The sequence below is a fragment of the Catenovulum sp. SX2 genome (genome assembly GCF_052056295.1).
Classification (GTDB): domain Bacteria; phylum Pseudomonadota; class Gammaproteobacteria; order Enterobacterales; family Alteromonadaceae; genus Catenovulum.
The window spans coordinates 2,887,074-2,909,365 of record NZ_CP182493.1 but is presented as its reverse complement, the minus strand read 5'-3'; the positions used below and the strand labels follow the sequence as shown (position 1 = coordinate 2,909,365).

Annotated in this window: 20 protein-coding genes; 3 read left to right on the top strand and 17 right to left on the bottom strand. The window is 40.3% G+C overall.

Annotated elements, in window-relative coordinates:
• Positions 1–15 precede the first annotated feature (15 nt).
• The 13 genes from ptsP to ACMZOO_RS12090 all read right to left on the bottom strand — a co-directional run bounded on the left by ptsP (position 16) and on the right by ACMZOO_RS12090 (position 12,959).
• Entirely contained in the window at positions 16–2,286 is a 2,271-nt protein-coding gene (ptsP, locus tag ACMZOO_RS12150) for a phosphoenolpyruvate--protein phosphotransferase (RefSeq protein WP_440903594.1), read from the bottom strand.
• Entirely contained in the window at positions 2,280–2,804 is a 525-nt protein-coding gene (rppH, locus tag ACMZOO_RS12145) for an RNA pyrophosphohydrolase (protein WP_016955262.1), read from the bottom strand. Before rppH ends, ptsP begins: the two co-directional genes overlap by 7 nt.
• A gap of 138 nt (positions 2,805–2,942) precedes the next feature.
• Entirely contained in the window at positions 2,943–5,042 is a 2,100-nt protein-coding gene (locus ACMZOO_RS12140) for a response regulator (protein ID WP_440903593.1), read from the bottom strand.
• Positions 5,043–5,172: 130 nt separating this feature from the next.
• On the bottom strand, positions 5,173–5,559 hold the full coding sequence (locus tag ACMZOO_RS12135; RefSeq protein WP_440903592.1) for a MerC domain-containing protein: 387 nt from the start codon (positions 5,557–5,559) through the stop codon (positions 5,173–5,175).
• 163 nt (positions 5,560–5,722) lie between these two features.
• Complete coding sequence (gene rplI / locus ACMZOO_RS12130) at positions 5,723–6,175, bottom strand: 50S ribosomal protein L9 (protein ID WP_440903591.1); 453 nt, start codon at positions 6,173–6,175, stop codon at positions 5,723–5,725.
• Between the two features lie 29 nt (positions 6,176–6,204).
• Positions 6,205–6,432, bottom strand: a complete 228-nt coding sequence (rpsR, locus tag ACMZOO_RS12125; protein ID WP_016955267.1) for a 30S ribosomal protein S18 — start codon at positions 6,430–6,432, stop codon at positions 6,205–6,207.
• A 10-nt stretch (positions 6,433–6,442) separates the two neighbouring features.
• Entirely contained in the window at positions 6,443–6,751 is a 309-nt protein-coding gene (gene priB, locus ACMZOO_RS12120; RefSeq protein WP_440903590.1) for a primosomal replication protein N, read from the bottom strand.
• 2 nt (positions 6,752–6,753) lie between these two features.
• Positions 6,754–7,131, bottom strand: a complete 378-nt coding sequence (gene rpsF, locus ACMZOO_RS12115) for a 30S ribosomal protein S6 (protein WP_016955269.1) — start codon at positions 7,129–7,131, stop codon at positions 6,754–6,756.
• Between the two features lie 169 nt (positions 7,132–7,300).
• The gene (locus ACMZOO_RS12110) at positions 7,301–7,618 is read right to left on the bottom strand and encodes a peptidylprolyl isomerase (protein WP_440903589.1); all 318 of its coding nucleotides are present in this window, start codon (positions 7,616–7,618) and stop codon (positions 7,301–7,303) included.
• A 267-nt stretch (positions 7,619–7,885) separates the two neighbouring features.
• Entirely contained in the window at positions 7,886–8,647 is a 762-nt protein-coding gene (locus ACMZOO_RS12105; protein ID WP_440903588.1) for a tetratricopeptide repeat protein, read from the bottom strand.
• Positions 8,640–11,042, bottom strand: a complete 2,403-nt coding sequence (locus ACMZOO_RS12100; RefSeq protein WP_440903587.1) for an FtsX-like permease family protein — start codon at positions 11,040–11,042, stop codon at positions 8,640–8,642. The genes ACMZOO_RS12105 and ACMZOO_RS12100 overlap by 8 nt, the downstream gene beginning before the upstream one ends.
• Positions 11,043–11,732, bottom strand: a complete 690-nt coding sequence (locus tag ACMZOO_RS12095) for an ABC transporter ATP-binding protein (protein ID WP_440903586.1) — start codon at positions 11,730–11,732, stop codon at positions 11,043–11,045.
• A gap of 30 nt (positions 11,733–11,762) precedes the next feature.
• On the bottom strand, positions 11,763–12,959 hold the full coding sequence (locus ACMZOO_RS12090; RefSeq protein ID WP_440903585.1) for an efflux RND transporter periplasmic adaptor subunit: 1,197 nt from the start codon (positions 12,957–12,959) through the stop codon (positions 11,763–11,765).
• Between the two features lie 11 nt (positions 12,960–12,970).
• On the opposite strand from ACMZOO_RS12090, the gene ACMZOO_RS12085 reads away from it, so the two are divergent.
• From ACMZOO_RS12085 to ACMZOO_RS12075, 3 genes are all read left to right on the top strand, one after another.
• Complete coding sequence (locus tag ACMZOO_RS12085; protein ID WP_440903584.1) at positions 12,971–13,141, top strand: hypothetical protein; 171 nt, start codon at positions 12,971–12,973, stop codon at positions 13,139–13,141.
• A gap of 122 nt (positions 13,142–13,263) precedes the next feature.
• Complete coding sequence (locus tag ACMZOO_RS12080; RefSeq protein ID WP_440903583.1) at positions 13,264–14,652, top strand: sigma-54-dependent transcriptional regulator; 1,389 nt, start codon at positions 13,264–13,266, stop codon at positions 14,650–14,652.
• Between the two features lie 212 nt (positions 14,653–14,864).
• Positions 14,865–15,989 (top strand): sensor histidine kinase, encoded by a 1,125-nt coding sequence (locus ACMZOO_RS12075; protein ID WP_440903582.1) that lies wholly within the window; start codon positions 14,865–14,867, stop codon positions 15,987–15,989.
• A 57-nt stretch (positions 15,990–16,046) separates the two neighbouring features.
• On the opposite strand, the gene ACMZOO_RS12070 is transcribed toward ACMZOO_RS12075, so the two are convergent.
• From ACMZOO_RS12070 to ACMZOO_RS12055, 4 genes are all read right to left on the bottom strand, one after another.
• Positions 16,047–17,342: an adenylosuccinate synthase gene (locus ACMZOO_RS12070; protein WP_440903581.1), complete on the bottom strand. Its 1,296-nt coding sequence runs from the start codon at positions 17,340–17,342 to the stop codon at positions 16,047–16,049.
• A gap of 99 nt (positions 17,343–17,441) precedes the next feature.
• Positions 17,442–17,624 (bottom strand): DUF2065 domain-containing protein, encoded by a 183-nt coding sequence (locus ACMZOO_RS12065; RefSeq protein ID WP_440903580.1) that lies wholly within the window; start codon positions 17,622–17,624, stop codon positions 17,442–17,444.
• A 51-nt stretch (positions 17,625–17,675) separates the two neighbouring features.
• Positions 17,676–20,429 carry a hypothetical protein gene (locus ACMZOO_RS12060; protein ID WP_440903579.1) on the bottom strand — a complete coding sequence of 918 codons (2,754 nt, stop codon included), beginning with the start codon at positions 20,427–20,429 and terminating at the stop codon, positions 17,676–17,678.
• Positions 20,430–20,600: 171 nt separating this feature from the next.
• Positions 20,601–22,226 carry a DUF4080 domain-containing protein gene (locus ACMZOO_RS12055; protein ID WP_440903578.1) on the bottom strand — a complete coding sequence of 542 codons (1,626 nt, stop codon included), beginning with the start codon at positions 22,224–22,226 and terminating at the stop codon, positions 20,601–20,603.
• Positions 22,227–22,292 lie beyond the last annotated feature (66 nt).

Below are 22,292 nucleotides of genomic sequence, written 5' to 3'. Positions count from 1 at the left end.
TTTTACTCATTATGACTATTTACCGGCGCGGATGAAACCACCTAAGCCAAGTTGATCTAATTTTTCGCTGACAACTCGCTTGATGGCTTGAGGATCGGTTAAAAAGGCGATTTTATGCTGTAAATCTTGAATATCTGACAAGCTAATATGGCGCAAAATCCATTTAGCTTTTAATAAATTTTGTGCACTCATACTAAACTGTCGATAACCTAATGACATTAAAATAAGCAAACCTACAGGTTCACCAGCCATTTCGCCACATACACTAACGGGCGTTTTGAATTTATTACATTGCGCAGCAATAAACTTTAGTGCTTCCAATACACCAGGGTGATAATAAGTGTATAGATTAGCAACTCGCGCATTATTTCTATCAACAGCTAATAAATATTGGGTTAAATCGTTACTACCGACAGAGAAGAAATCTACTTTTTCCGACAATAAACCTATTTGGTAAATAGCAGCTGGTACTTCTAACATCACACCCACTTTGGGTTTAGCTAAACTTTGTTGTAACTCTTCTTCTAGTTCTGAGTGTGCTTGTTTTATTAAACGTAAACATTCATCCACTTCTTGCACTGAGGTGATCATAGGCAATAATATTTGTAAATTGCCACGACCAATATTGGCTTTGAGCATAGCCCTAACTTGCACAAGCAATATTTCAGGATGATCTAACGTCATACGAATGCCGCGCCAACCTAAAAATGGATTATCTTCTTTAATTGGGAAATAAGGTAAAGGTTTATCGCCACCAACATCCAATGTCCGCATGTTAATTGGTTTGCCCGGATAAGCATCTAGAGCTTTTTGGTAAAGCGCGCACTGTTCAGATTCTGACGGGAAACAATTGCGCACCATAAACGGAATTTCCGTGCGGTATAACCCTATACCGTCAGCATCTATGCCACGCACTACTTCAAAATCGGCGGCTAAACCTGTATTAATTGCTAAAGAAACTTGTGTGCCATCTAAAGTCTGCGCGGGTTTATCGGCAATGCTTTGAACTAAGTCATCAAGCTCTTGCTCTTCAACCATTAATACTTGGTATTCTTTTAAAATTACCGCATCTGGGTTGAAAAACACTTGGCCGCTATAACCATCAATTATGGTCTCACGTCCTTCTAAATGGGTTAAAGGTAAATCTTCTAAACCTAGTATCGCAGGTATCCCAAGTGCACGCGCTAAAATCGCAGCATGTGAATTATTTGACCCACGAACAGAGCAAATACCATGTAATTTTTCACGCGGAATTTCCGCTAGCATGGAGGCAGTCACCTCTTCGGCGACTAAAATAACTTGTTCAGGAAGCGGCCTATGTGCCAATTCTTTTTTGATAATATTGGTTAATACACGTTGGCCAATATCTCGGATATCCGTAACACGCTCACGAATATAGCTGTCTTCCATTTGGCTAAATTCGCTACACAATTCTTCAATAACTATTTTAAGTGCGGTTGCCGCATTCCAGCCACTATGAATTTGTCCTTGAACACGCTCACCTAAAGTATCGTCATTGAGCATGTAATGATAAACATCGAAGATAGCCGAGGTATCACTGGGTAATATTGACGACATTTTGCCGGATAAAATTTTCAGCTCTTGCTGGGTTTTTTTCACAGCTTGTTTAAAACGAACAATTTCACGGCCAATGTTATGCGTGCGTCGTGGCACAATATCGGCAAAACTAACATGCGGTTTAATTACATACGCATGACCTAGCGCAATACCGGACGAACCAGCAACCCCTTTCAGCGAGCGGGCGCGGGATTTTAACGCAGGATTTTCAGCTCTATCTAACGCTTCGCGTGCTTCGGCATGAGCAATTGCAGAACCAAGCTGTGCAGCCAAAGTAACCAAAAAAGCCACTTTGCTTTCGTCAAAATAACTTTGGGTAGAATGCTGAACACTGATAACCCCAACAACTTGGCGCTGATGGATAATAGGCGCACCCAAAAATGAGTTGTAGGCGTCTTCTTTAACTTGCGGTGTGATTAAAAATCTAGGGTGGAATCTTGCATTAGCAACGTTTACTGGCTCTTCTTTTTCGCCAACTAAACCAACTAATCCTTCGTCAAAACCAATCGCGACTGAACCAACCGAGTTGGGTGATAAACCATCGGTTGCCATTAATAAATAATGGCGGTTTTCATTATCAGCCAGATAAATTGAACAACACTCAGTTTGCATTGCTTGTTTTGCAAGTTGTGCAACGCGCTCCAGTGCTTTTTCAAGCACCGGCTGGCGATTAACTTCATCAACAATGCGTTTGAGCGTTGTTAACATCTGCGATTAAATCTCCGTTTTTTATTATCTTTTTGCTGTTTACGACTTGGCATAGCAATTGGTGCAAACTCTTTCATCACTTTGCGATAAACATCGCGTTTGAAAGAAACCACTTGGCGAACTGGATACCAGTAACTGACCCAACGCCATTCATCAAACTCAGGATGTGTTGAACGTAATAAATTCACTTCACTCTCTGGGCATCTTAACCTTAACAAAAACCACTTTTGTTTTTGACCGATGCACACAGGGCTAGAATCTTTACGAATGAGCCGTTTCGGTAATCTGTACTTATGCCAATTACGGGTAAAATACAAAATTTCAACATCTTGTTCGCGCAATCCCACTTCTTCATACAGTTCACGGTACATGGTTTGTTCTGGGCTTTCGCCTTTATCCATACCGCCTTGTGGAAACTGCCACGAGTGTTGACCGAAGCGTCTGGCCCAAAACACCTGACCTTGCCGGTTGCAAATTACTATGCCGATATTGGCACGATAGCCATCGGCATCAATCACAATCTTACTCACATATTCTTAATTTTTATATCACTTGATTCTTTCACAAACTTGTCACATGAGCAAACAAACTCATTTAGTTTTGCCGCTATTTTGTAATTTTTTTAGTTAATTAGTCTGTAATTTCTTCACTTGTGGTCAATTAAAAAACCGAGCGAGCACTTTAGCTAATTTATCCGGCTGAATAGGTTTACTAATAAAGCCATTCATTCCAACATCAAAACAGAGTTTTTCATCTGTTCTGTAGGTATGTGCGGTTAATGCAACTATAGGCACTAGGCTGCCAGACTCTCTAATTTTACGTGTCGCTTCAATGCCATCAAGTATCGGCATTTGTATGTCCATAAATATAAGATCAAAGTTCATTTTAAAAGCCGAATCAGTTGCGATTAATCCGTTTGCCGCAACTTGCACATCCAAATTATAGTTTTCTAACATACTGGTGATGACTTCTTGGTTTATTTCATTGTCTTCAGCAACCAATACGCGTTTGCCTGGCCAAGTACTGCGCATAGAAGTAATTGGCATTTTTTCGACTAAATACTGCAGCAACTGCTCAACATTAATAAATCGTGGTAAATACGGATATTTAACTTGAGAAAGTCCTGAACTAAATTGAATTTTCTGCCCATTCACTTGGTTAAGTTGTTCAGTGGAATCAAAATTGCTCGAATCAACCAATACAACAGAATAATTATCCTGTGCTAATAATTCAGCCGCGTTGGCATAACTGGCTAAATCCGCATGCAAACAGCGGAACACCGACTGATAATAATGAATAAACAGAGGGTCTTGGCTGACCACAGCATAAGACATTTTGCCAACCATCTGAATTTGACTGGTGGATGGTAAATATTCTGAACATTTGTCAGCTAACGGAATGGTAATATGGACATTTGTGCCTTGCCCTAAACGGCTGCTAATTTCTATATGTGCATTGAGTAGTTCTACCGCTCTATTAACAATGAGTAGGCCGATACCTATGCTGTTGTCCGCCGCTTTAAAACCTTTTTTGACTATGTTGTGCTGTTTGATTGCCTTAAGCTGAGCCTCGCTTATGCCAATACCGCTGTCGTGAATTTGTGCAACCAGTTCATTGTCTTCTTCAACATATCCTAAATGCAGTTGCACGCTGCCAACTTCAGTGTAATTGACTGCATTGGCAATTAACGGCTCAAATATATTGCGCAACACTTTTTCATCCGTAGATAAGTGTATTGGTACTGCTGGCGCTATACTTAAATTAAACTGTATATCTTTGGCTTCAGCTGCCTGCCTATAGGAATTTTGCAAATCAGATAAAAACTCATTTAAAACTATAGGTTTAGATTGAGCAGTAACTTTACTGTGGGTTAATTCTGCATAATTTGAGATGCCATCAATTATGGTCAACATATGGTTAGATGAGGTTTTGGCTTTTTGCGCAAGTGCCTGAGCTTCATTCGGTTGACGTTCAATAAGCGCCAACATACCGTCCACCCCATTAAGCCCTCCACGCAATGCTTGAGTGGCCCGAATGAGCAGCTCGGATTTAAGCCTGTTGGCATATTCAATTTTTTGCAAAGCTTTATTATTGGTTTCGCTATTTAAATAACCACCATGCAAAGCTAAATGCACACTTTTTTCCAGCGGCTTGATGCCTTTGCGTATACACAACCACAAACACAGCATAAAACCGAGCAAATAAATTAATAAGGAAAATTTAATTTCTGCAGCACGTCTTTGTGCTTGCTGCTCTATTAAGCTAACCGCCGACTCTAAATTGATTAATAACTCGGAGTGGATTTGTTTCAACTGGGCAAAATCAATTCCACTTTCAGCCCGTTTAACCGCTTCGAGTAAAATAAAATATCTATGTACTTGGGCGCTAATTCCCGAACCACTGTCAAAATAAAGTTTTTCAGCTATCGGCGTATAGTGGCTATCAAACAAATGCAAAGAATTAGGCTGAATGAGTATATTTAGCGCCGCATCAAAAGCAGTTTGCACATCCGACAATGCTTGTGATTCAGCAACAGTCAAAGGTTGAAAAGACGATTGTTGAGCAAAAGATTGAATTTGCTGTGACAGCATACGCTGACGTCCAGCTATATTTAGATAATATGCATATTCGTCTTGTTTATCCATCAACACGAAAATATACAATTGCCCAACTAGGGTATAAATAAAAGCGATTAATAAAAACAGCCAGTGCAGCTTTTTAAGCTTTTGAATAAGATGTTTGTAGTTTTGACTCAACTAAATTAACCATAAAGCAATCCATATCTATGTGATTTAGTTTAGGCAAAGGTATTTGATTATTCGAGTAAAAAATGAGTTTTTTCTGCGAAAGAGCTTTATCGCTAGTTTTAGTTATTGCCAGCGCAATTTAACAAGACTGACAGCTACGACACAAACGTATGTTGAGGATATGAGCCAAAATGATCAGCACAGCGCCTATAGTTACAATAACAGGTTCGTAAGTTTCACCTAATAAATCTTTACTAGCGTAAACAAAACCACCAAGCGCGAGCGAATAGAATGGATAAAGTTTTCTGTGGTAACGATGAAAACCACTGAATATAGCAATAAAACCCACTACCATAGAAGCGGCTAAAACAAAGTGTTCAAAGGCTTCTTCAGCAACAACACTTAAACCTAATAATGGTAAAACAGGCAGTAACACAGGTAAAAATATGCAATGCAAAGCGCACAACGAAGTTGCGGTAACACCTAACTTGTCTAACCAATTGTTGCGATTTAAATCTGATTGCATAACACTTCAACCTAATTAAGAGGTGTGACAATATAACATAGCAGCAAATGTAATGCTATAACATCTAGCGGTTCAAATTAAATTTTCTGATGCTAGATGTAGCAACACCGCTCAGCAAAGCGGTGTTCCTGGGGTCTTGAATCTTTGGGTACGTTATCAGGCTTTAAGCTTCAGCAATAACTTCAAGCTTGATAGTAGTAGTTACGTCAGCGTGTAGTTGTAAATCGATGTCGAATTCACCAACTTCACGTAAAGTGCCGTTAGGTAATTTAACTTCAGATTTTGCAACTGCAACACCAGCCGCTGTAATTGCATCAGCAATGTCACGAGTACCGATAGAACCGAATAATTTGCCTTCGTCACCCGCTTTAGAAGCGATAGTCACAGAAGCAAGTTCAGCTACTTTCTCAGCACGAGCTTGAGCTGCAGCTAAAACGTCAGCTAATTTAGCTTCTAACTCTGCGCGTTGTTGCTCAAAGTGTTCAACGTTTGCTTTAGTTGCAGGAACTGCTTTACCTTGTGGGAAAAGGAAGTTACGTGCGTAACCAGCTTTTACAGAAACTTGATCACCTAAAGTGCCCAAGTTTGCAATTTTGTCGAGAAGAATGATATCCATCTTGCTACCTTTAAATTTTAACTTGGGAATTAAGCGTGTAAATCAGTGTATGGCAACAATGACAAATAGCGAGCACGCTTGATTGCACGCGCTAATTGACGTTGATATTTCGCACTTGTACCAGTAATACGGCTAGGTACGATTTTGCCACTTTCAGTGATGTAGTTTTTTAATGTAGCGATATCTTTATAATCGATTTCGCTTACGCCGTCTGCCGTGAAACGACAAAACTTGCGACGTCTGAAATAACGAGCCATTGGCTTTCTCCTAATCTAATTTTTCTATCATCTGTGCATGCAGTACAAGTTGGGCTAAGCCGTTGGCAGTTTCTTGCCTTTGGATAAATCCTGTTACTCTTACTAAATGTCCAGACTGTAAAATTTGAGTTTGTTGCTGTATTGCTTGTCCGCTGGCAATGACCTTTATTCGACACCAAACTTTGCGTGGCATGTCCGCTTCGAACTGTTGTGAGCTATGTTCAACAACAAAATAACAATGCGGTATTCCAGCTGGGCTTGTTTTACGAACTGGCTCTTGCGTCAGTCGACCTGCAATAATCAGTTGATTATCAAACACGCTTATTCAGCGGCTTCTTCTTCAACCTTTTCAGCTCTTTCGCTACGACCACGACCGCTTTCTTCTTTCTTAGCCATTGGAGATGGCTCAGTAACAGCGGCTTTTGTGCGCATAATGATGTTACGTAATACTGCATCGTTAAAACGGAAAGCCGTTTCTAACTCTTCAATTGCAGCAGTAGGCGCTTCAACATTTAATAACACATAGTGTGCCTTATGTAGCTTTTCGATTGGATAAGCTAATTGACGACGACCCCAGTCTTCCAAACGATCAATTTTACCACCAGCTGATTCGATGATACCTTGGTAACGCTCGATCATGCCAGCAACTTGCTCGCTTTGGTCCGGGTGAACCATAAATACGATTTCGTAATGACGCATAATTGCTCCTTACGGTTAGTTAGCCCCGAGAACAGCTCAGTCAAACTGTCTATGGAGGCAAGGAACGTGAATTTTGACTGATAAGAGGGCGCGGATTTTACGCGACAATTGGTTATTTGACAAGCAATTTATCGCGTAGGCTAGCAGCTAGATTGAGCTTAACTTTGAGTTAGTTTTTTAGGTAATGAACTTTAATTAAGTGATAACCAAATTTGGTTTTAACCGGCCCTACAACTTCTCCCGGTTTTGCGGCAAAAACAGCTGCATCAAAGGCTGCAACCATAGTGCCGCGACGAAACTCACCTAAGTCGCCACCTTTTTTACCACTTGGACAATTTGAGTACTGGCGCGCTAAGCGGCCAAAGTCGACACCTTTGTCTAACTGCTTTTGTATTTCAGCAATTTTATCTGGATTACGAGTCAGAATATGCTGCGCCGATGCAACATTAAATTTGCCAGAAGGTTTTTTGCCTGCGTAAACAACCATTTGTTTTTATCCTACATAAATTAGAGTAAGTGAGTTCGAGATGTGTCTAACCTTAAGATACTCGCCAGTAGACAGTAATTTTCACAAAATCGCTGTAAATGCATCCTTGTACGCTCACAAACGTCATCCAAGACGTTTGAAGTTTTGTTCAAATCACTTGTCTACTGCCTCGCTGAAGTCTCAATCTAAGTGTGCTGATGATAAATTATGCTCTAACACTCGCCACACAAGGATCTGAACTCACGATCAATGTTGTGTATTCTCTCATTAGTTATGCAGCTTTTTCAAAGATTGTTTTGCAGTCTGATTTCCTTGCTTGGCGGCCATTTCAAACCAATATTGTGCTTTATCCAAGTTTTCATCGGTCCCCTCACCGTCTCGATACATCTCAGCTAGATTCACTTGGGCAAAAGTATGTCCCATTTCAGCGGCTTTAGTGAATAACTCAAATGCTTTCTTAAAATCTTGTACACCACTTTCACCACGGTAATAGTCAATAGCTAAATCATTAAGCTTTTTTCCATTATCTCGTGTACGCTGTTTAAGTTTCGAGCCATGCGGCAAAACGACAATGCCGCCATATAAATGCCGATTATCAATTGGTCTATCTATGGTATAGAGTAGTTGTTGCTGAAAATAATCGGCTAGTTCATTTCTTGGCAACCAGAACATTTGTGACGAGAAATACTGCTGCAGAATTAATTTATCACCACGAATCGCTTTAATAATATGCCGCTGAGTTGAATAAGTGTAACGACTGCGTACAACACCAAGGTTTTCAGGGGTGACAGCCACAACTTTAAGCAGACCATATTTATAATGGTCATCTAATAACTCATCTGGCCAATATTTAGCCTGCATCAAAGCGAAGTCGGCGTGATAAAAATCATTAACTTGAGGTTGAGCAAGCCAATTCATGGCTTGCTCCTTATCAATTTTCTGCGCGTACCAAGAGTAAGTAATACAGCTCAAGATTAACAACAAACCTACGACTATTTTGAACCAAATGCTCCGAGTAGATTTACTCATATCGCAAAACCAATGAAGGTCTACTACTTGCAACTTTTAACCCAATAACAGCAACAGTTAACCAAGTAATCATTAGAATGATTAACGCAGAGAATATATAAACCAAAGCCGCTTGTTCTATCCGCTCGTTGAAATTGGCTAACCATTTTGCAACTAACCAATAGGTCAATGGGCAAGCCAGAACTATGCTAATAACAGATAGCTGTAAAAACTCTTTGGCTAACAAATTCACTAAATTAAATCGACTTGCTCCTAGCACTTTGCGTATTGCTATTTCCTTTTGCCGCCGCAGTGTTGAAAAAGAAGCCAAACCGAAAGTCCCTAAACAAGTTAGAAAAATGGCAAGCACACTAAAAACGCTGACCATCTGCAAAGCTTGGTGTTCATTTTTGTGTGCGTTGGCATAATCGTCGATCACTGGAGATATAGTTACATCAGTAAAATGCAGTTGCTCACGCACAATTTGGCTAATTTGCTGGTTCAATGTTGCAACATCCCTATCTGAAGTTTTCACAACAATATTAGCTAACGAGCTGGGGTTAAAACCTAAGTTAAATGACATAGGTAAAACTTGCTGTCGAGCTGAACCTATCTTGACGTTTTCGACGACCCCAACAATAGTAGCCTTTATTGGTTTATTAACCACTTGCAGTTGTAAACCAAGGACAGCTGCAAAATCTTGATATCCAGCCAGTTCCAGCATGCGCCGCGTCACAATAATCCCAAGCGTTTTATTATTTTGCTCGTCACTTTGAAACCAATCACCAGCAAATTCCGGCGAAAAATCTCGCCCCGCAAGTAAAGTTAACCCTAAGGTTTCAACGGCGTAATAACCCGTGCTAACCGATGGCTGTACCCCGTCGACTTGAGCGCCATTCGGCCAAATAAACTCGAACATATAATCCATATCATTGGTTAAGTCTGTATTAGAGATAGTTACTTGTTCCACCCCAGATAACTGCTTGATTGAGTTCAATATGTTCTGCTGTTCGGGGTTAAACAGAACATCAGCCGGTAAGTGTTTTACCACCAATCTATTGTGTTTTTCGTAACCGACGTTTAATTGGTCAATCAAGCTCATCTGCTGGTATAAACAAATCGCCGCAATAATCAGCCCAACCGACAATGCACTTTGCAAACACAGGGTTAATTTGCGGACAAAAATTGCAGTACCACCACGGATAAGATCACCACTCAATACACGTTTGGCACTGAAGGATGCGATAAATAGCGCAGGATACAAACCAGCTACTAAACCAACTAACAAGATAACCCCCAACACACCAAACATAAACTCGGAGCCGTAATCTAGCGTCAATTGCCGATCCATCATTTGATTAAACGCAGGCAAAATTAGCTCAACTAGCACAAATGCCTGCAACGCAGCCAAGGCGGCTAGCAACAAATATTCAGACAAAAACTGCACAACCAATTGAAATTGAGTTGCACCTAATGCTTTGCGTACACCAACTTCTTTAGCGCGTTTGGCCGATTGAGCAACACTTATGTTGATGAAGTTAATACTGGCGATAATCACTAATATGATGCTTAGTGCAATACAGATTTGCAAAACAAGTAACGACCCACCCGCTTTCATCGCAACCGGCCCGAAACTGAACAAATGCAAATCGGTTAACTTGATCAATTTGCTAGAAATAGAGTTTTGCGCTGCCCAAGGGAATAGCTCGTTTCGCGCCCGTATGTGCTGTTGAGTAAATTCTTCAATATTAGTGTCTGGCAACAATTTGAAATAAGTATAACCACCACCTGTGGCTGCAAATTCTGCTGGCATAGCAATTAAGCTATCAAATTTAAAGTGAGTATTATTGGGTAAATCGTTAAAAACTGCGCCAATCGTATATAAGCCACCTTCATGAGCTAGTTTACGACCGACAACCTCTTCTGTACCAAATAAACGTATTGCCTCAGTTTTACTCAAAACCAGCTGGTCGGGCTTGGTTAGTGCTTGACGAATATCACCAGCGACTCGCTCTAAACGAATAAAATCAACAATATTACTGGTTGCCACATAAAAATTATTCAGTCTGTGGTGCATCCCATCGATTTGGACTTGAGTACTGACTGAAAGCCGCGAATCGCGTGCATCCATTATTTTGAAAATGTCTTCTACTTGACTATGGTTTTGTAATTTTCCTGCTATGGCAAACAGGCTTGTGCGGCTTGTTTGTAAGCCTACAGAAGTAAAATCTGCATGTGCCAAATAAGTGCGCTCACTATCTGGGTGTTGTTTATCATACGAAAGTTCGTGTTGAGCATATAAAGCCATTAATATCGCGGCAGCAAAACCTATGCTTAAACCGGCTAAGTTCAATAAGAAATGGCGTTTGTTTTTATCTATGCTTCGAAATGCTGTGAGTAAATAATTGCTCAACATTTATGCAACCTCAACTAACACTGATTTATCCACCATCAGCTGACCATCAAACAAACGAATGAGGCGATTTGCATACTTAGCGTCGTTTTCGGAATGGGTCACAACAATCACAGTGGTGCCTTGACGATTAAGATCCCGCAGCATAGTCATGACCTCTTCACCATTTTTTGAATCTAAATTCCCTGTTGGTTCATCAGCCAATATCAATTTTGGATCCCCCACCAATGCACGAGCCACAGCCACCCGCTGTTGCTGACCACCAGATAACTGTTGCGGAAAATGATCGGCACGATGGTCAATTTCCATTCGTTTTAATATGGCTTCAACCCTTATTTTACGTTGTTTTTTCGCGACATTTTGATATTGCAAGGGCAATTCAACGTTCTCAAATACAGTAAGCTCATCAATCAAATTGAAGCTTTGAAAAACAAAACCTAACGATGCTGTACGTAACTGGGCTAATTGTTTTTCACTGTAACCCTCAATGCGTTGACCGAAAAATTCAAAGCTGCCGTTTGTCGGCAAATCTAACATGCCCAAAATAGATAAAAGTGTAGATTTACCACAACCAGATGGTCCCATAATCGCGACAAACTCGCCTTCAGTAACGGTTAAATTGATATTGTTTAGCGCTGTAGTTTCAACTTGTTGCGTGCGAAACACCCTAGTTAGGTTAGTCAGTTTTATCATTATTAGTTTCCTTAAATTCCTTGAAGATCTTCAAAATAAATCGAGTTGCTGTGCTTGATCGAAATTGCTGTAGCTCGATGTGATCACTTTTTCGCCTACACTTAACCCAGCTAACACTTCGAAATAATCTTGGTTCTTTTTACCGAGCTGAATATTTCGGCGCAAAGCTTTGCTGTTATTGTCAGTGACGACATAAACCCAATGACCACCAGAACTGCTAAAAAAAGCTCCTCGGCTCAACAAAATGGTATTAGCTTGCTGTGCACCAAGCATGAGTTCAATATCAACACTCTGTCCGCGTTTGAACCCTGCTATATCTGTAGGTAAATTAATCTCAATTTCAAACTTGGCTTTTACCACTCTACTATCAATTTTACTGATCAAAGCATCGACAATACCGCTTTCCAATTCAACACGCGCACGCATATTGGGTTGAATTTTCGGCAAATAAAATTCATCTAAACGAGTGACCAGTTTGTATTCGTTGGCAATATCTATTTGGCCTAGTCTAGCGCCACGAGCCTTTGATTCACCAATTTCGGCATTAATTTCGGTTAAATAACCGCTAACTGGCGCTTTAATGATTAAGTTATCTAAATTGCTACGGGCAAATTGCAGATTTTTTTCGAGCATTTGTGCACTTTCTTGCAACTGACTTATTTGGATAGTTCGAATGCTTTGCTCTTGCTGTTGCCGCTCAATTGTTAACGCTCTGCGCGATTGATAATAGATAAGTTCATCCTCAATTTCTGCGACTTGCTCTTTGGCCAACAAGCCAGTTGTAACTAAAGGCTGAGATTGACGAAATTTCCTTTGCAACTGAGCAAGCTGAAAATCTATCTCCAACAAATCTCGACGCAAGTTAAGTCTATTGGTTTCCATATTCATTTGGGTATTGCGCAAAAAATTTAACTGCTCTGTGACTTGCGCTTCACGGCTCATAACATCTAGCTGCAAATTAATATTGGCTAAAACTAACAAAATTTGCCCCTTGCGAACAAACTCACCTTGCTCGACAAAACGTTGCTCAACCTGACCACCCGCAACACTATCCAGATAAATCGAAGTTCTAGGCATAACCTTGGCACGTGCTTTCAAGGCATCAACAAATACACCCTGTTTCACTGTATTTATCGAAAGGCTATTCAATGCAACATTTTGACTTCGACTCGCGGGCACAACTAAGCCACTGACATTTACTAGTGCTGCCAGTGCTAACAAGAGCAATAGAAATCCGCATGGCTTTAACAATTTCTGTAGTGGTGATCTGGCTATTCTCTGATCCATTAATCAATAATTACCCTGTAGCAAAACACCTATATCCGCTTAGTTATAATCAAATGCTGTACCAAAACAACAAGCCAAACAAAAACAATCACTTAGAAACAAAACCTATTCACACCACTTAAACAAGCGTCCGTTTTTAAAACACAACAATACAAAGGTGACCGTTATCGGACACAACAAATAGACTCTAGTAAGCAATTTGCGCTAAGCTTAGCGCTAAAATTAAATGGTAAAGGAACTAGCAGTGACACAAACAGGGTCGATATTAATAGTTGATGACAATTTAGATATTCTGATAGCAACAAAGCTTTGCCTTAAGCAGCACTACCAAAACATTATTACTACAGACAATCCTTTCGATATCGCCAGTATTATTAGTGACAATAATATTGATGTTGTTTTACTTGATATGAACTTTAATCAAGATGCAATTAGCGGCCAAGAAGGGTTTTATTGGTTAAAGAAAATCATCGCGCAAGATCCCACGATTGTGGTTATTCTGATGACAGCCTACGGTGATATTCAATTAGCAGTTGATGCAATTAAAGCCGGTGCTGCCGACTTTATCGCTAAACCTTGGCAAAATGATCAACTGCTAGCCAGCATAACCGCAGCATTTGCACATGCCAAAGACAAACAACAGTTAAATAAATTAACACGCCAAACACACAGCCTAAACCAAGCACTTAGCGGTCAAACCTTCAAGTTTTTAGGCCAAAGTGAGGTAATGCAGCAAGTATTTAAAACAATAAGCAAAGCAGCACAAACTGACGCCAATATATTAATTACAGGTGAAAGTGGTACAGGTAAAGAGTTGGCAGCTCACGCAATCCACCAAGCCAGTATGCGTTGCGGGCAAGCATTTATTAGTTTGGACATGGGCTCGGTTAGCGCAAATTTATTTGAAAGCGAATTATTTGGACATAAAAAAGGCGCATTTACCGATGCTAAACAAGATCACCTTGGCCGCTTTGAACTAGCACAAGATGGCACACTATTCTTAGATGAACTCGCTAATTTACCCCTCAATCAACAAGCTAGCCTGTTAGCAGCGTTACAGAATAGACAAATAACCCCTGTGGGTGGTAACAAACCTATCTCGGTTGATATTCGACTTATCTGCGCCAGCAACGAAAATTTGTATCAAGCAGTTAATTTGGGCCAGTTTAGACAAGACTTACTCTATCGTATAAATACAGTTGAGATACGCTTGCCGCCATTGCGTGAGCGCTTGGAGGATATTCCGCTACTAACCAATTATTACCTGAATCATTACAACCAAAAATACAAACGCTCGTTAAAAATTTCGCCTTCAATTATCCAAGCCTTGTGTCAATATTCATGGCCAGGCAATGTGCGTGAACTTGCTCACGCAATCGAGCGGGCGGTTATTTTAACCGAAGGAGACACTTTAGATGTCAACTCAGTTTTGGGCAGCCATGGACAAACATCCGAATATACAGCGGAGCAAACAAGTCACAACCAATACGATACGTTCAATTTAGAGGTGTTAGAAGAGCGCGCAATTCGTGCGGCACTCAAACATCACAAAGGTGTCGTTAGTCACGCAGCGAAAGCGCTTGGTCTGACGCGTGGTGCTATATATCGTCGGCTTGAAAAATACGGACTTTAACAAAAAAACCTATGCCTACAAGATTAAATCTAAAAGATAACCCGCAGATCCAGTTCATCATCTGCCTAGCCACATTGCTGTGTTGTACAGTGTTAATGACCCACTCATATATTCAAACAGGTCTGTCGGCAGTGTTATTTTGGTTGCTAGCTGTTGTCTGCTATTTACTAACAAATGTGTTTGTCCTATATAAGCGCCAACAAAATTATTCAATGCAAGCGTTCAAAGCCCTAGCCAGTAATGATAGCTGTTTTACTCTGCTGTCAACTCACCCTATGCATAGCTATGTTGATTATGTGCGAACACAAATCCAACAACAACGTTTGAAGCGTGAGCAGCAAGTACAATTCTTACAAGCTTTATTACTGCACATAGAATTGGCCGTATTTGTGTGCGATGAGTCTGGCAAGATTATTGAAGCAAACCCAGCTGTAGCTAAACTGCTTGGAATAACACCTCAACACCTTAACCAGCTACAAGACTTGGGTACACTCATTTTCTCCGCAGAGAAAAGTTGCCGCAGCATCACTAACTGGAAAAATGGCGAGTTAAAAGATACTTTGTCGATTCGCGTGAGTATTGCCGAAATACAAGGAAATACATACAAAATTATTACCCTAAGTTCAATTCATAACGAATTAATAAACAAAGAGCAGCAAGCCTATAAAAAATTAACTGAAGTGCTGACTCATGAAGTGGCAAATTCAGTTACGCCACTGAGTTCAATAGCACAGTCGAGTCAAACTCTGTTGCAGGGACAAAAATCACTTAACAGCGAGCAAATACAAGATTTATCCCTAGCACTCAATACAATAGTCTCTTGCACTCAAGTATTGGCAGAGTTTGTGCAAAGCTTTCGACAAGTCAGTCGCCTACCTAAACCGAATTTAGCAGTCAGCCAATTAAGTCCAATTGTGCAAAAGGTTGTCAACTTACATCAAGTGCAATTGGCTGAGTGCAATATCAAACTTGAGTTTAATGCCAAAACTCAGCAGCTAGTGATGCTAGACAAAATACAAATCGAACAAGTGCTCATCAACTTGTTAAAGAATGCAATCGAAGCTGTATGCACGCACAATAATCAAACTGGACAAAAATTTATCACGCTGTTTATAGGTCAAAATGAGCAACAACAGCTTTATCTTGAAATAGCCGACAATGGTGAAGGAGTAGCAGAGCATGTTGTGGACAACATTTTTGTGCCATTTTTTACTACTAAAAGGCAAGGCTCTGGCATTGGTTTGAGTCTATCTAAACAGATAATGATTAATCACGCTGGCGACTTGCAGTATATACCACGAGAAAAAGGCGCGTGTTTCCGATGTATTTTTGGTTAAAAAGCAAAAAACCGGCCTAGGCCGGTTTTTTAAATACTGCTTTTAGCTATGTACTATTTATGCAAATGGGTTTTGCAAAATCATAGTTTCGTTGCGGTCAGGGCCGGTAGAAACAATATGAATTGGTACTTCTAAAATCTCTTCAATACGTTTGATGTAGTTACGCGCTGCTTGTGGCAACTTGTCGAACTCTGTTACACCATAAGTATTGTCATCCCAACCTGGCATAGTTTCGTATACAGGCGTTACTTTTTCGTAGCCTTCTGCTGCCATAGGTGGAACATTGCTTACGTTACCATTTGTGTCTTGGTAACCAACACAAATTTTAATTTCTTTAAGACCGTCTAATACATCTAACTTGGTCATACAGAAACCAGTGATAGAGTTAATTTGCACTGCACGGCGCATCGCCACTGCATCAAACCAACCAGTACGACGTTTACGACCTGTAGTTGCACCAAACTCGTGACCTTTAACACCTAAGTGTTGACCAACTTCACAATCTAGTTCTGTTGGGAACGGGCCTGAACCTACACGTGTGGTGTAAGCTTTAACAATACCTAATACGTAATCTAAGTAACAAGGACCAAAACCACAACCAGTTGCAACACCACCAACTGTGGTATTAGAAGAAGTTACAAATGGGTATGTACCATGGTCAATGTCTAATAAAGTGCCTTGAGCACCTTCAAATAAAATTGATTCGCCGTTTTTACGAGCTTGATCTAATACTTCAGTTACATCAACTACCATTGAAGTTAATACTTCGCGATATTGCATAGCTGCTGCTAATACTTCGTCGTATGAAACAGCTTCTGCTTTGTAGTAGTTAACTAACGCAAAGTTGTGATATTCCATCACTTCTTTCAGTTTGGTAGCAAACTGCTCTGGGCAGAATAAATCGCCAACACGTAAACCACGACGCGCAACTTTATCTTCGTACGCAGGGCCAATGCCACGACCTGTTGTACCAATTTTGTTGTTACCACGTGCAGCTTCACGCGCCTGATCAAGCGCTACATGATATGGCAGAATTAACGGACAGGCTTCGCTGATCTTCAAACGTTCTTCTACTTTAACACCACGAGCTTTCAGCTCATTCATCTCTTTTAATAGAGCTTCTGGTGAAAGTACAACACCGTTACCGATAATACAGGTTACATTGTCGCGCAAAATACCTGATGGTATTAAATGCAATACGGTTTTTTCACCGTCGATAATTAAAGTATGACCAGCGTTGTGACCACCTTGATATCGAACAACATAACTCGCTTTGTCTGTGAGTAGGTCTACAACCTTACCCTTACCTTCGTCACCCCATTGAGTGCCAAGAACAACTACGTTTTTACCCATAATTCTGTATCATTTCATAAAAGCAGGGCGCGGATTCTACCAATTTGCGCCAGTAAAATCATTAATAAAAGGGAATAAATTATAAGTTTAATTTAACCACTAATTTAGCCACAGAATAATAGTACCAATTAGTAACAAAAAACCACCAATTATACGCATTTGCTGTGCAGGCATTTGTGCCATTTGAATTAAATAGTTACGCCATTTATTCGGAAATAAAAACGGTCCTATACCTTCAATTATTAACACTAACGCAATTAATTTTAACCAAGCCAATTCCATAAGCGCCCTTAGCAAAAAACTTTGGGCGCATTATCCTTTAATTGGCTAGATTTACCAAACTCGGCTTGAACCTGAAGCAAAATTAAATTGCTGAAGTTCAGTCCAAATAAAATCTATCGTGCTTTGATGGTTATCATGCACTAGTTGATGAATGCTATCTGGCACAACAAAATCGCTTGGTGCTTTTTGCTGATACATAGCCATATAAGTGACTAAACTGGCTAGATAGTAGATAGTTACCCGACCATGAGGTGAGTTGTCTTCGTACAAATCACCCACAGGAATATCTTTTAGTGCAGTTTGGGTAAGTAATTTGGCAATGACAGGCCCAACAGGGATCATTTTGACATTTGCATCAGGGCGCGATTGTACGAGTTGATCGTGATAATCCAACCACCAGCGATGGAAACCACCGGATTGATCATTTAATGTTTGTTGGTGATATTCAGCTAATCTTTGTTCTGATGGTGGGAAAGTGCCGCCCATATCAGGCCAATTTTCATAAATGTATACTTGAATACCTGGCTCTTGCGTGCGTAACCAATCAACAATTTCTGTTGTCGCAGACAGCGGTGATTTTTGCTCTGGGTTATCACCATCATAGGGTTCACTTGCTGCTTTATATTGGACAAAATTGGCTGCGGTTAATAACACAGTATTAAAATCTACATCCGCAAAAGTATCGCCGGTATCTTGATCCCACGCGCCTGGCACTTGGTCAAAACCCCATTGAGCATTGGGTGGCAAGTTAGCGTGTTGCAGTAAAAAGCCATATTGACCGCTCACGGAAAAAGTATCACCTGTGTGTACAGCCATTTGGTGCGTCCAATGCGGCACTGTCGTTTCGTCTGTTTCCGTTAAATGCAAAATTAAACTATGACCAAAAATATAGGTTTTTAAGTTTTTATCACCTGTTTGTGGCGGGTCGACCGGGTCTGGTGTTGGATCTACCGGATCTGGCGTAGGTTGCGCATCAGGTGTTGGCTGTGGATCTGGTGTTGGTACAAGATTAGGTACTTGCTCAAAATCCGGTTGTTGATAGCTGTAAGTGCTACTCGCGGTTTGTAAGGCACGTAATTTAGGTGTTTGATTAATATCTTGGCCATAATATTCCATTGTCCCCCAAGCACCGAACTTACTATCTGCTGGGCCTATATGACTGAAAGCAGCAAATATAGAACCACCGGCGGCAAACCAAACTTTGTAGTATTCATCATAAATATTTTGCATCACCTGATGGCGTTGAAAATCAGCCAACTTAGTCATTAACGCTTGGTCATCACAAAATTCTGCACCACATAAAAAGTGCTGACCGCCTTCGTAGGCAATCAGTTCCATTTTGTATTGATTGGCAAGTTGTTTATGCTGCTCTATCCCACCTTTAACTTCATCCGAGTGAATTTGTTCAATAGCAAAATCTTCTAGCTCATCAAAAGAGGAATTAACGATATAATCACGTGATGTTTGGTCGGCTATATGAAAGTCGCCACCAAAATAAGGCGCTATCGCCAAGGCATCAAAACTTTGGTTATGTGGATTAATTGCCGGATCATTTAACGCTTGTAGTGACATTTCGGTACGCGCAGCCCATGAGCCTTGCCCTGCTAATACAGTGATCACTCGATGCGACTCGTCCCCAAACACTTGTTTAAAGGCATTAAAAATTTCTAATGAGCGTTTGGTTTGATAACGTCTTGATGAGGTTTCACCATCACATTCGCCATTGTCTAGTTCAACTCTAGCAACAGAGTCAGCACAAGCGGTTTGGCTTAACCAATGGGTTTGTTCGAACAACCAATTCCACAGTTCGTTGGAATACTCCAAAATAACGTATTTATCATCGTCCAAGGTATCCAATACGATTTGTGCATAAGCTCGAATGTAGTCATCGTCAACTTTATGACCAAAAGTTAACCATGGATGCACATCTAAATGATTGACCATTTGCATCAGTACTTGTGGTGGATGACCAGCAAAATGACTGCCATCACACACATTGCCTGGGCAATCATTGTTGGTGTAATAATTGATTGGCGTGATGTTTTCATCACTTTCGGCAGCATTTCCGTTGGTAAACATCATATCCATTAAACGCACAAACGAAACATCGGCTAAACTCGGCTTAAGCTCATCGTTAAAAGCTTGTGTTTGATAACTAGCTAAGTCGTCTTCATGGATGATTTGTATAGCATGAATTGGATCGTTTATATCAGATTGGCTAATGCGTAAAATTTTGTCTGCACCAGCCTGAGTACCAAAATCATAAACTCTATGACCATCAGCAGGTGTTTGCTGCAAGCTTGCGCCTAAAATTTCGAACTCGCCCGAGCCTGCAAAAAATACATGGTACAAACCTGTGTTGTCACGGCTACCTGCACTAATAGGGGTTTCAACTCTTTGTAATTCATTGGTGCCATTTACTGCAAAAGGTACATGTGTTGGGTAACCATCAGCTCTTTTAGGTATTTGACTGAAATAAATATCGTTTTCCCAGCGAGTACCTGTGCTATCGGCGGTTTTCCACGGATCGGCCGCACGCATTAAATCTTTGTAATATTGACTGGCAGAATAATAAACATCACCACCTAAATTCATACCCATTAAAGATTTGCCAGCAAAAGCTGCAGCAAATTTACCTGCACCAGCATCCACTGGTGGAACAGTTGGATTATCAACCGGCGGGTTATCGCTTGGTGGGGTGTTTGGATCTGGTTGTTGTGTTGTATCCTGCTCGTCAATTTCTACCGAAACGTTACAAGCTGTGAGTCCTAAGCATACTGCTAAAAATGCTGACCTGAATTTCATTGTTTTTTCCTTTACCACTAATTGGAAGCTATTGTGTGTAATTCACCGCCATAAAATGTCTGGCGGCACAATAACTTTGGTAAAAAACAATGATTACAACAAGCTATGATATAAGTTAATGCGAGCTAGCTCACATTAACCCTTTACCTGAAATATTTTTAGTTAACTAGCTCACACTTTATGTCTGTGCTGACGCTGCAACAATTTTGACTGAGCAACTTGTTTATCAGAATCAAGCTCATTCGCCACTGGCATAGACAAAGTCAAGGTAGAGAAATGGCTCTTTAACTTAGACGCAGCATAGTCTTGCTCAATAGCTGCTACAACAGCTTGGTGTTTTTCAGGAAATAACACCTCAGTTGCTTGAGCAAATAACTCATATAAACGTTTTAAGTTTATTTGATGCGTTTGCCCTGTTTGCTCAAATAACCAGTTGGTTAGTGCCATAAATTCATCAAATGGATTCGAGTCCATTAATATAGGCAGCGCATGTTTAAAACGGCCAGAGTTACCGATCATGTCCCAATAACGGGCAAATCGATTAACCAACTGCATAGTTGCAAAGTCAACTCGGTCGGTACTTAAAATATTAAATGGTGGCAATGGGCTAAAACGCAAATCAAAGGTTTCAGTATGGCGAATAATCGGGCTGCCTTTTAAGCGTTTTAAAATACCTAATTGAATTTCTTGTGGGTTACAGGCATATAGTTCATTAAAACTGTCGCGGAAGGATTCAAGCGTTTCGCCCGGCAAACCAAAGATCAAGTCAGCATGAATATGTGCACTGGTATTTTCACGCAACCACTTAAGGTTGTCTTTCGACTTATCATTGTTTTGTTTACGGCTAATATTAGCTTGCACTTGCGGTTCAAAAGTTTGAATACCCACTTCAAATTGCAAACTATCTTCAGGGAATTGCGCTAGAAATTCTTTTAACTTACGCGGCAAGTGATCTGGCACCACTTCAAAATGCAGATATAAATCATCCGTCATTCTATCCAAGAAAAACTGCATAATTTTAATTGAAGTGTTTATGTTCAGATTAAAAGTTCGGTCAATAAACTTAAAATTACGCGCGCCACGTTGATAGAGAATATCCATTTGTTCAAGGAAAGTTTCTAACTCAAAAGGATTGGATGCAGTGTCTAATGACGATAAACAAAACTCACATTTAAATGGACAACCGCGCGAAGCTTCAACATATAACAAACGATTTTTTAAATCTTCATCTGTGTAGTATTGATAAGGCAATTGCAAATCTGCTAACGCGACGGGTTTAGATTTAAGCACTTTTTGCGCAGGTTCAGTGTTATTAATAATGTCTAAACACAATTGATAAAAACTGATATCTGCCGCACCCGTCAAAACATAATCAGCTGATTGAGCAATCACTTGCTGCTCAGTTTCATAACTAACTTCAGGGCCACCTAACACCACTTTAACTTCTGGTGCGATAACTTTAAGCAAACTCACGACATTAGTGGTTTCAACTATGTTCCAAATATAAACACCAAAACCAACTATGTTAGGTTTAGCCGCTAAAATTTGTTCAACAATGTCTATAGGTCTGGTTTGAATAACAAACTCTTGAATTTCGGTATTTGGCTGTAGCTCTTGCATATTGGCATACAAATAGCGCAAACCTAAACTTGCATGAATATATTTAGCATTAATGGTCGCTAAAATAATCTTAGCTTGACTAGGCTGATTGGCTTTAGCTAGAGGACTAGCTTGGTTGCTATCGGCTAAATTTATTTGGCTAATAGCCATTGCTGAGTCGGCGGCTTGCTCGGTCATATCTGTTCTTAACTACACAAAAATCAGCGCGCATTTTAGCCTAAATCGGTCGGAAATAAGAGTATA

Bases quoted from the DNA above. Each gene is read 5' to 3' on its own strand.
- ptsP (WP_440903594.1), bottom strand. From the start codon at position 2,286: ATGTTAACAACGCTCAAACGCATTGTTGATGAAGTTAATCGCCAGCCG.
- ACMZOO_RS12135 (WP_440903592.1), bottom strand. From the start codon at position 5,559: ATGCAATCAGATTTAAATCGCAACAATTGGTTAGACAAGTTAGGTGTT.
- rplI (WP_440903591.1), bottom strand. From the start codon at position 6,175: ATGGATATCATTCTTCTCGACAAAATTGCAAACTTGGGCACTTTAGGT.
- rpsR (WP_016955267.1), bottom strand. From the start codon at position 6,432: ATGGCTCGTTATTTCAGACGTCGCAAGTTTTGTCGTTTCACGGCAGAC.
- rpsF (WP_016955269.1), bottom strand. From the start codon at position 7,131: ATGCGTCATTACGAAATCGTATTTATGGTTCACCCGGACCAAAGCGAG.
- ACMZOO_RS12110 (WP_440903589.1), bottom strand. From the start codon at position 7,618: ATGGTTGTTTACGCAGGCAAAAAACCTTCTGGCAAATTTAATGTTGCA.
- ACMZOO_RS12105 (WP_440903588.1), bottom strand. From the start codon at position 8,647: ATGAGTAAATCTACTCGGAGCATTTGGTTCAAAATAGTCGTAGGTTTG.
- ACMZOO_RS12100 (WP_440903587.1), bottom strand. From the start codon at position 11,042: ATGTTGAGCAATTATTTACTCACAGCATTTCGAAGCATAGATAAAAAC.
- ACMZOO_RS12095 (WP_440903586.1), bottom strand. From the start codon at position 11,732: ATGATAAAACTGACTAACCTAACTAGGGTGTTTCGCACGCAACAAGTT.
- ACMZOO_RS12085 (WP_440903584.1), top strand. From the start codon at position 12,971: ATGGCTTTAACAATTTCTGTAGTGGTGATCTGGCTATTCTCTGATCCA.
- ACMZOO_RS12075 (WP_440903582.1), top strand. From the start codon at position 14,865: ATGCAAGCGTTCAAAGCCCTAGCCAGTAATGATAGCTGTTTTACTCTG.
- ACMZOO_RS12070 (WP_440903581.1), bottom strand. From the start codon at position 17,342: ATGGGTAAAAACGTAGTTGTTCTTGGCACTCAATGGGGTGACGAAGGT.
- ACMZOO_RS12065 (WP_440903580.1), bottom strand. From the start codon at position 17,624: ATGGAATTGGCTTGGTTAAAATTAATTGCGTTAGTGTTAATAATTGAA.
- ACMZOO_RS12060 (WP_440903579.1), bottom strand. From the start codon at position 20,429: ATGAAATTCAGGTCAGCATTTTTAGCAGTATGCTTAGGACTCACAGCT.
- ACMZOO_RS12055 (WP_440903578.1), bottom strand. From the start codon at position 22,226: ATGACCGAGCAAGCCGCCGACTCAGCAATGGCTATTAGCCAAATAAAT.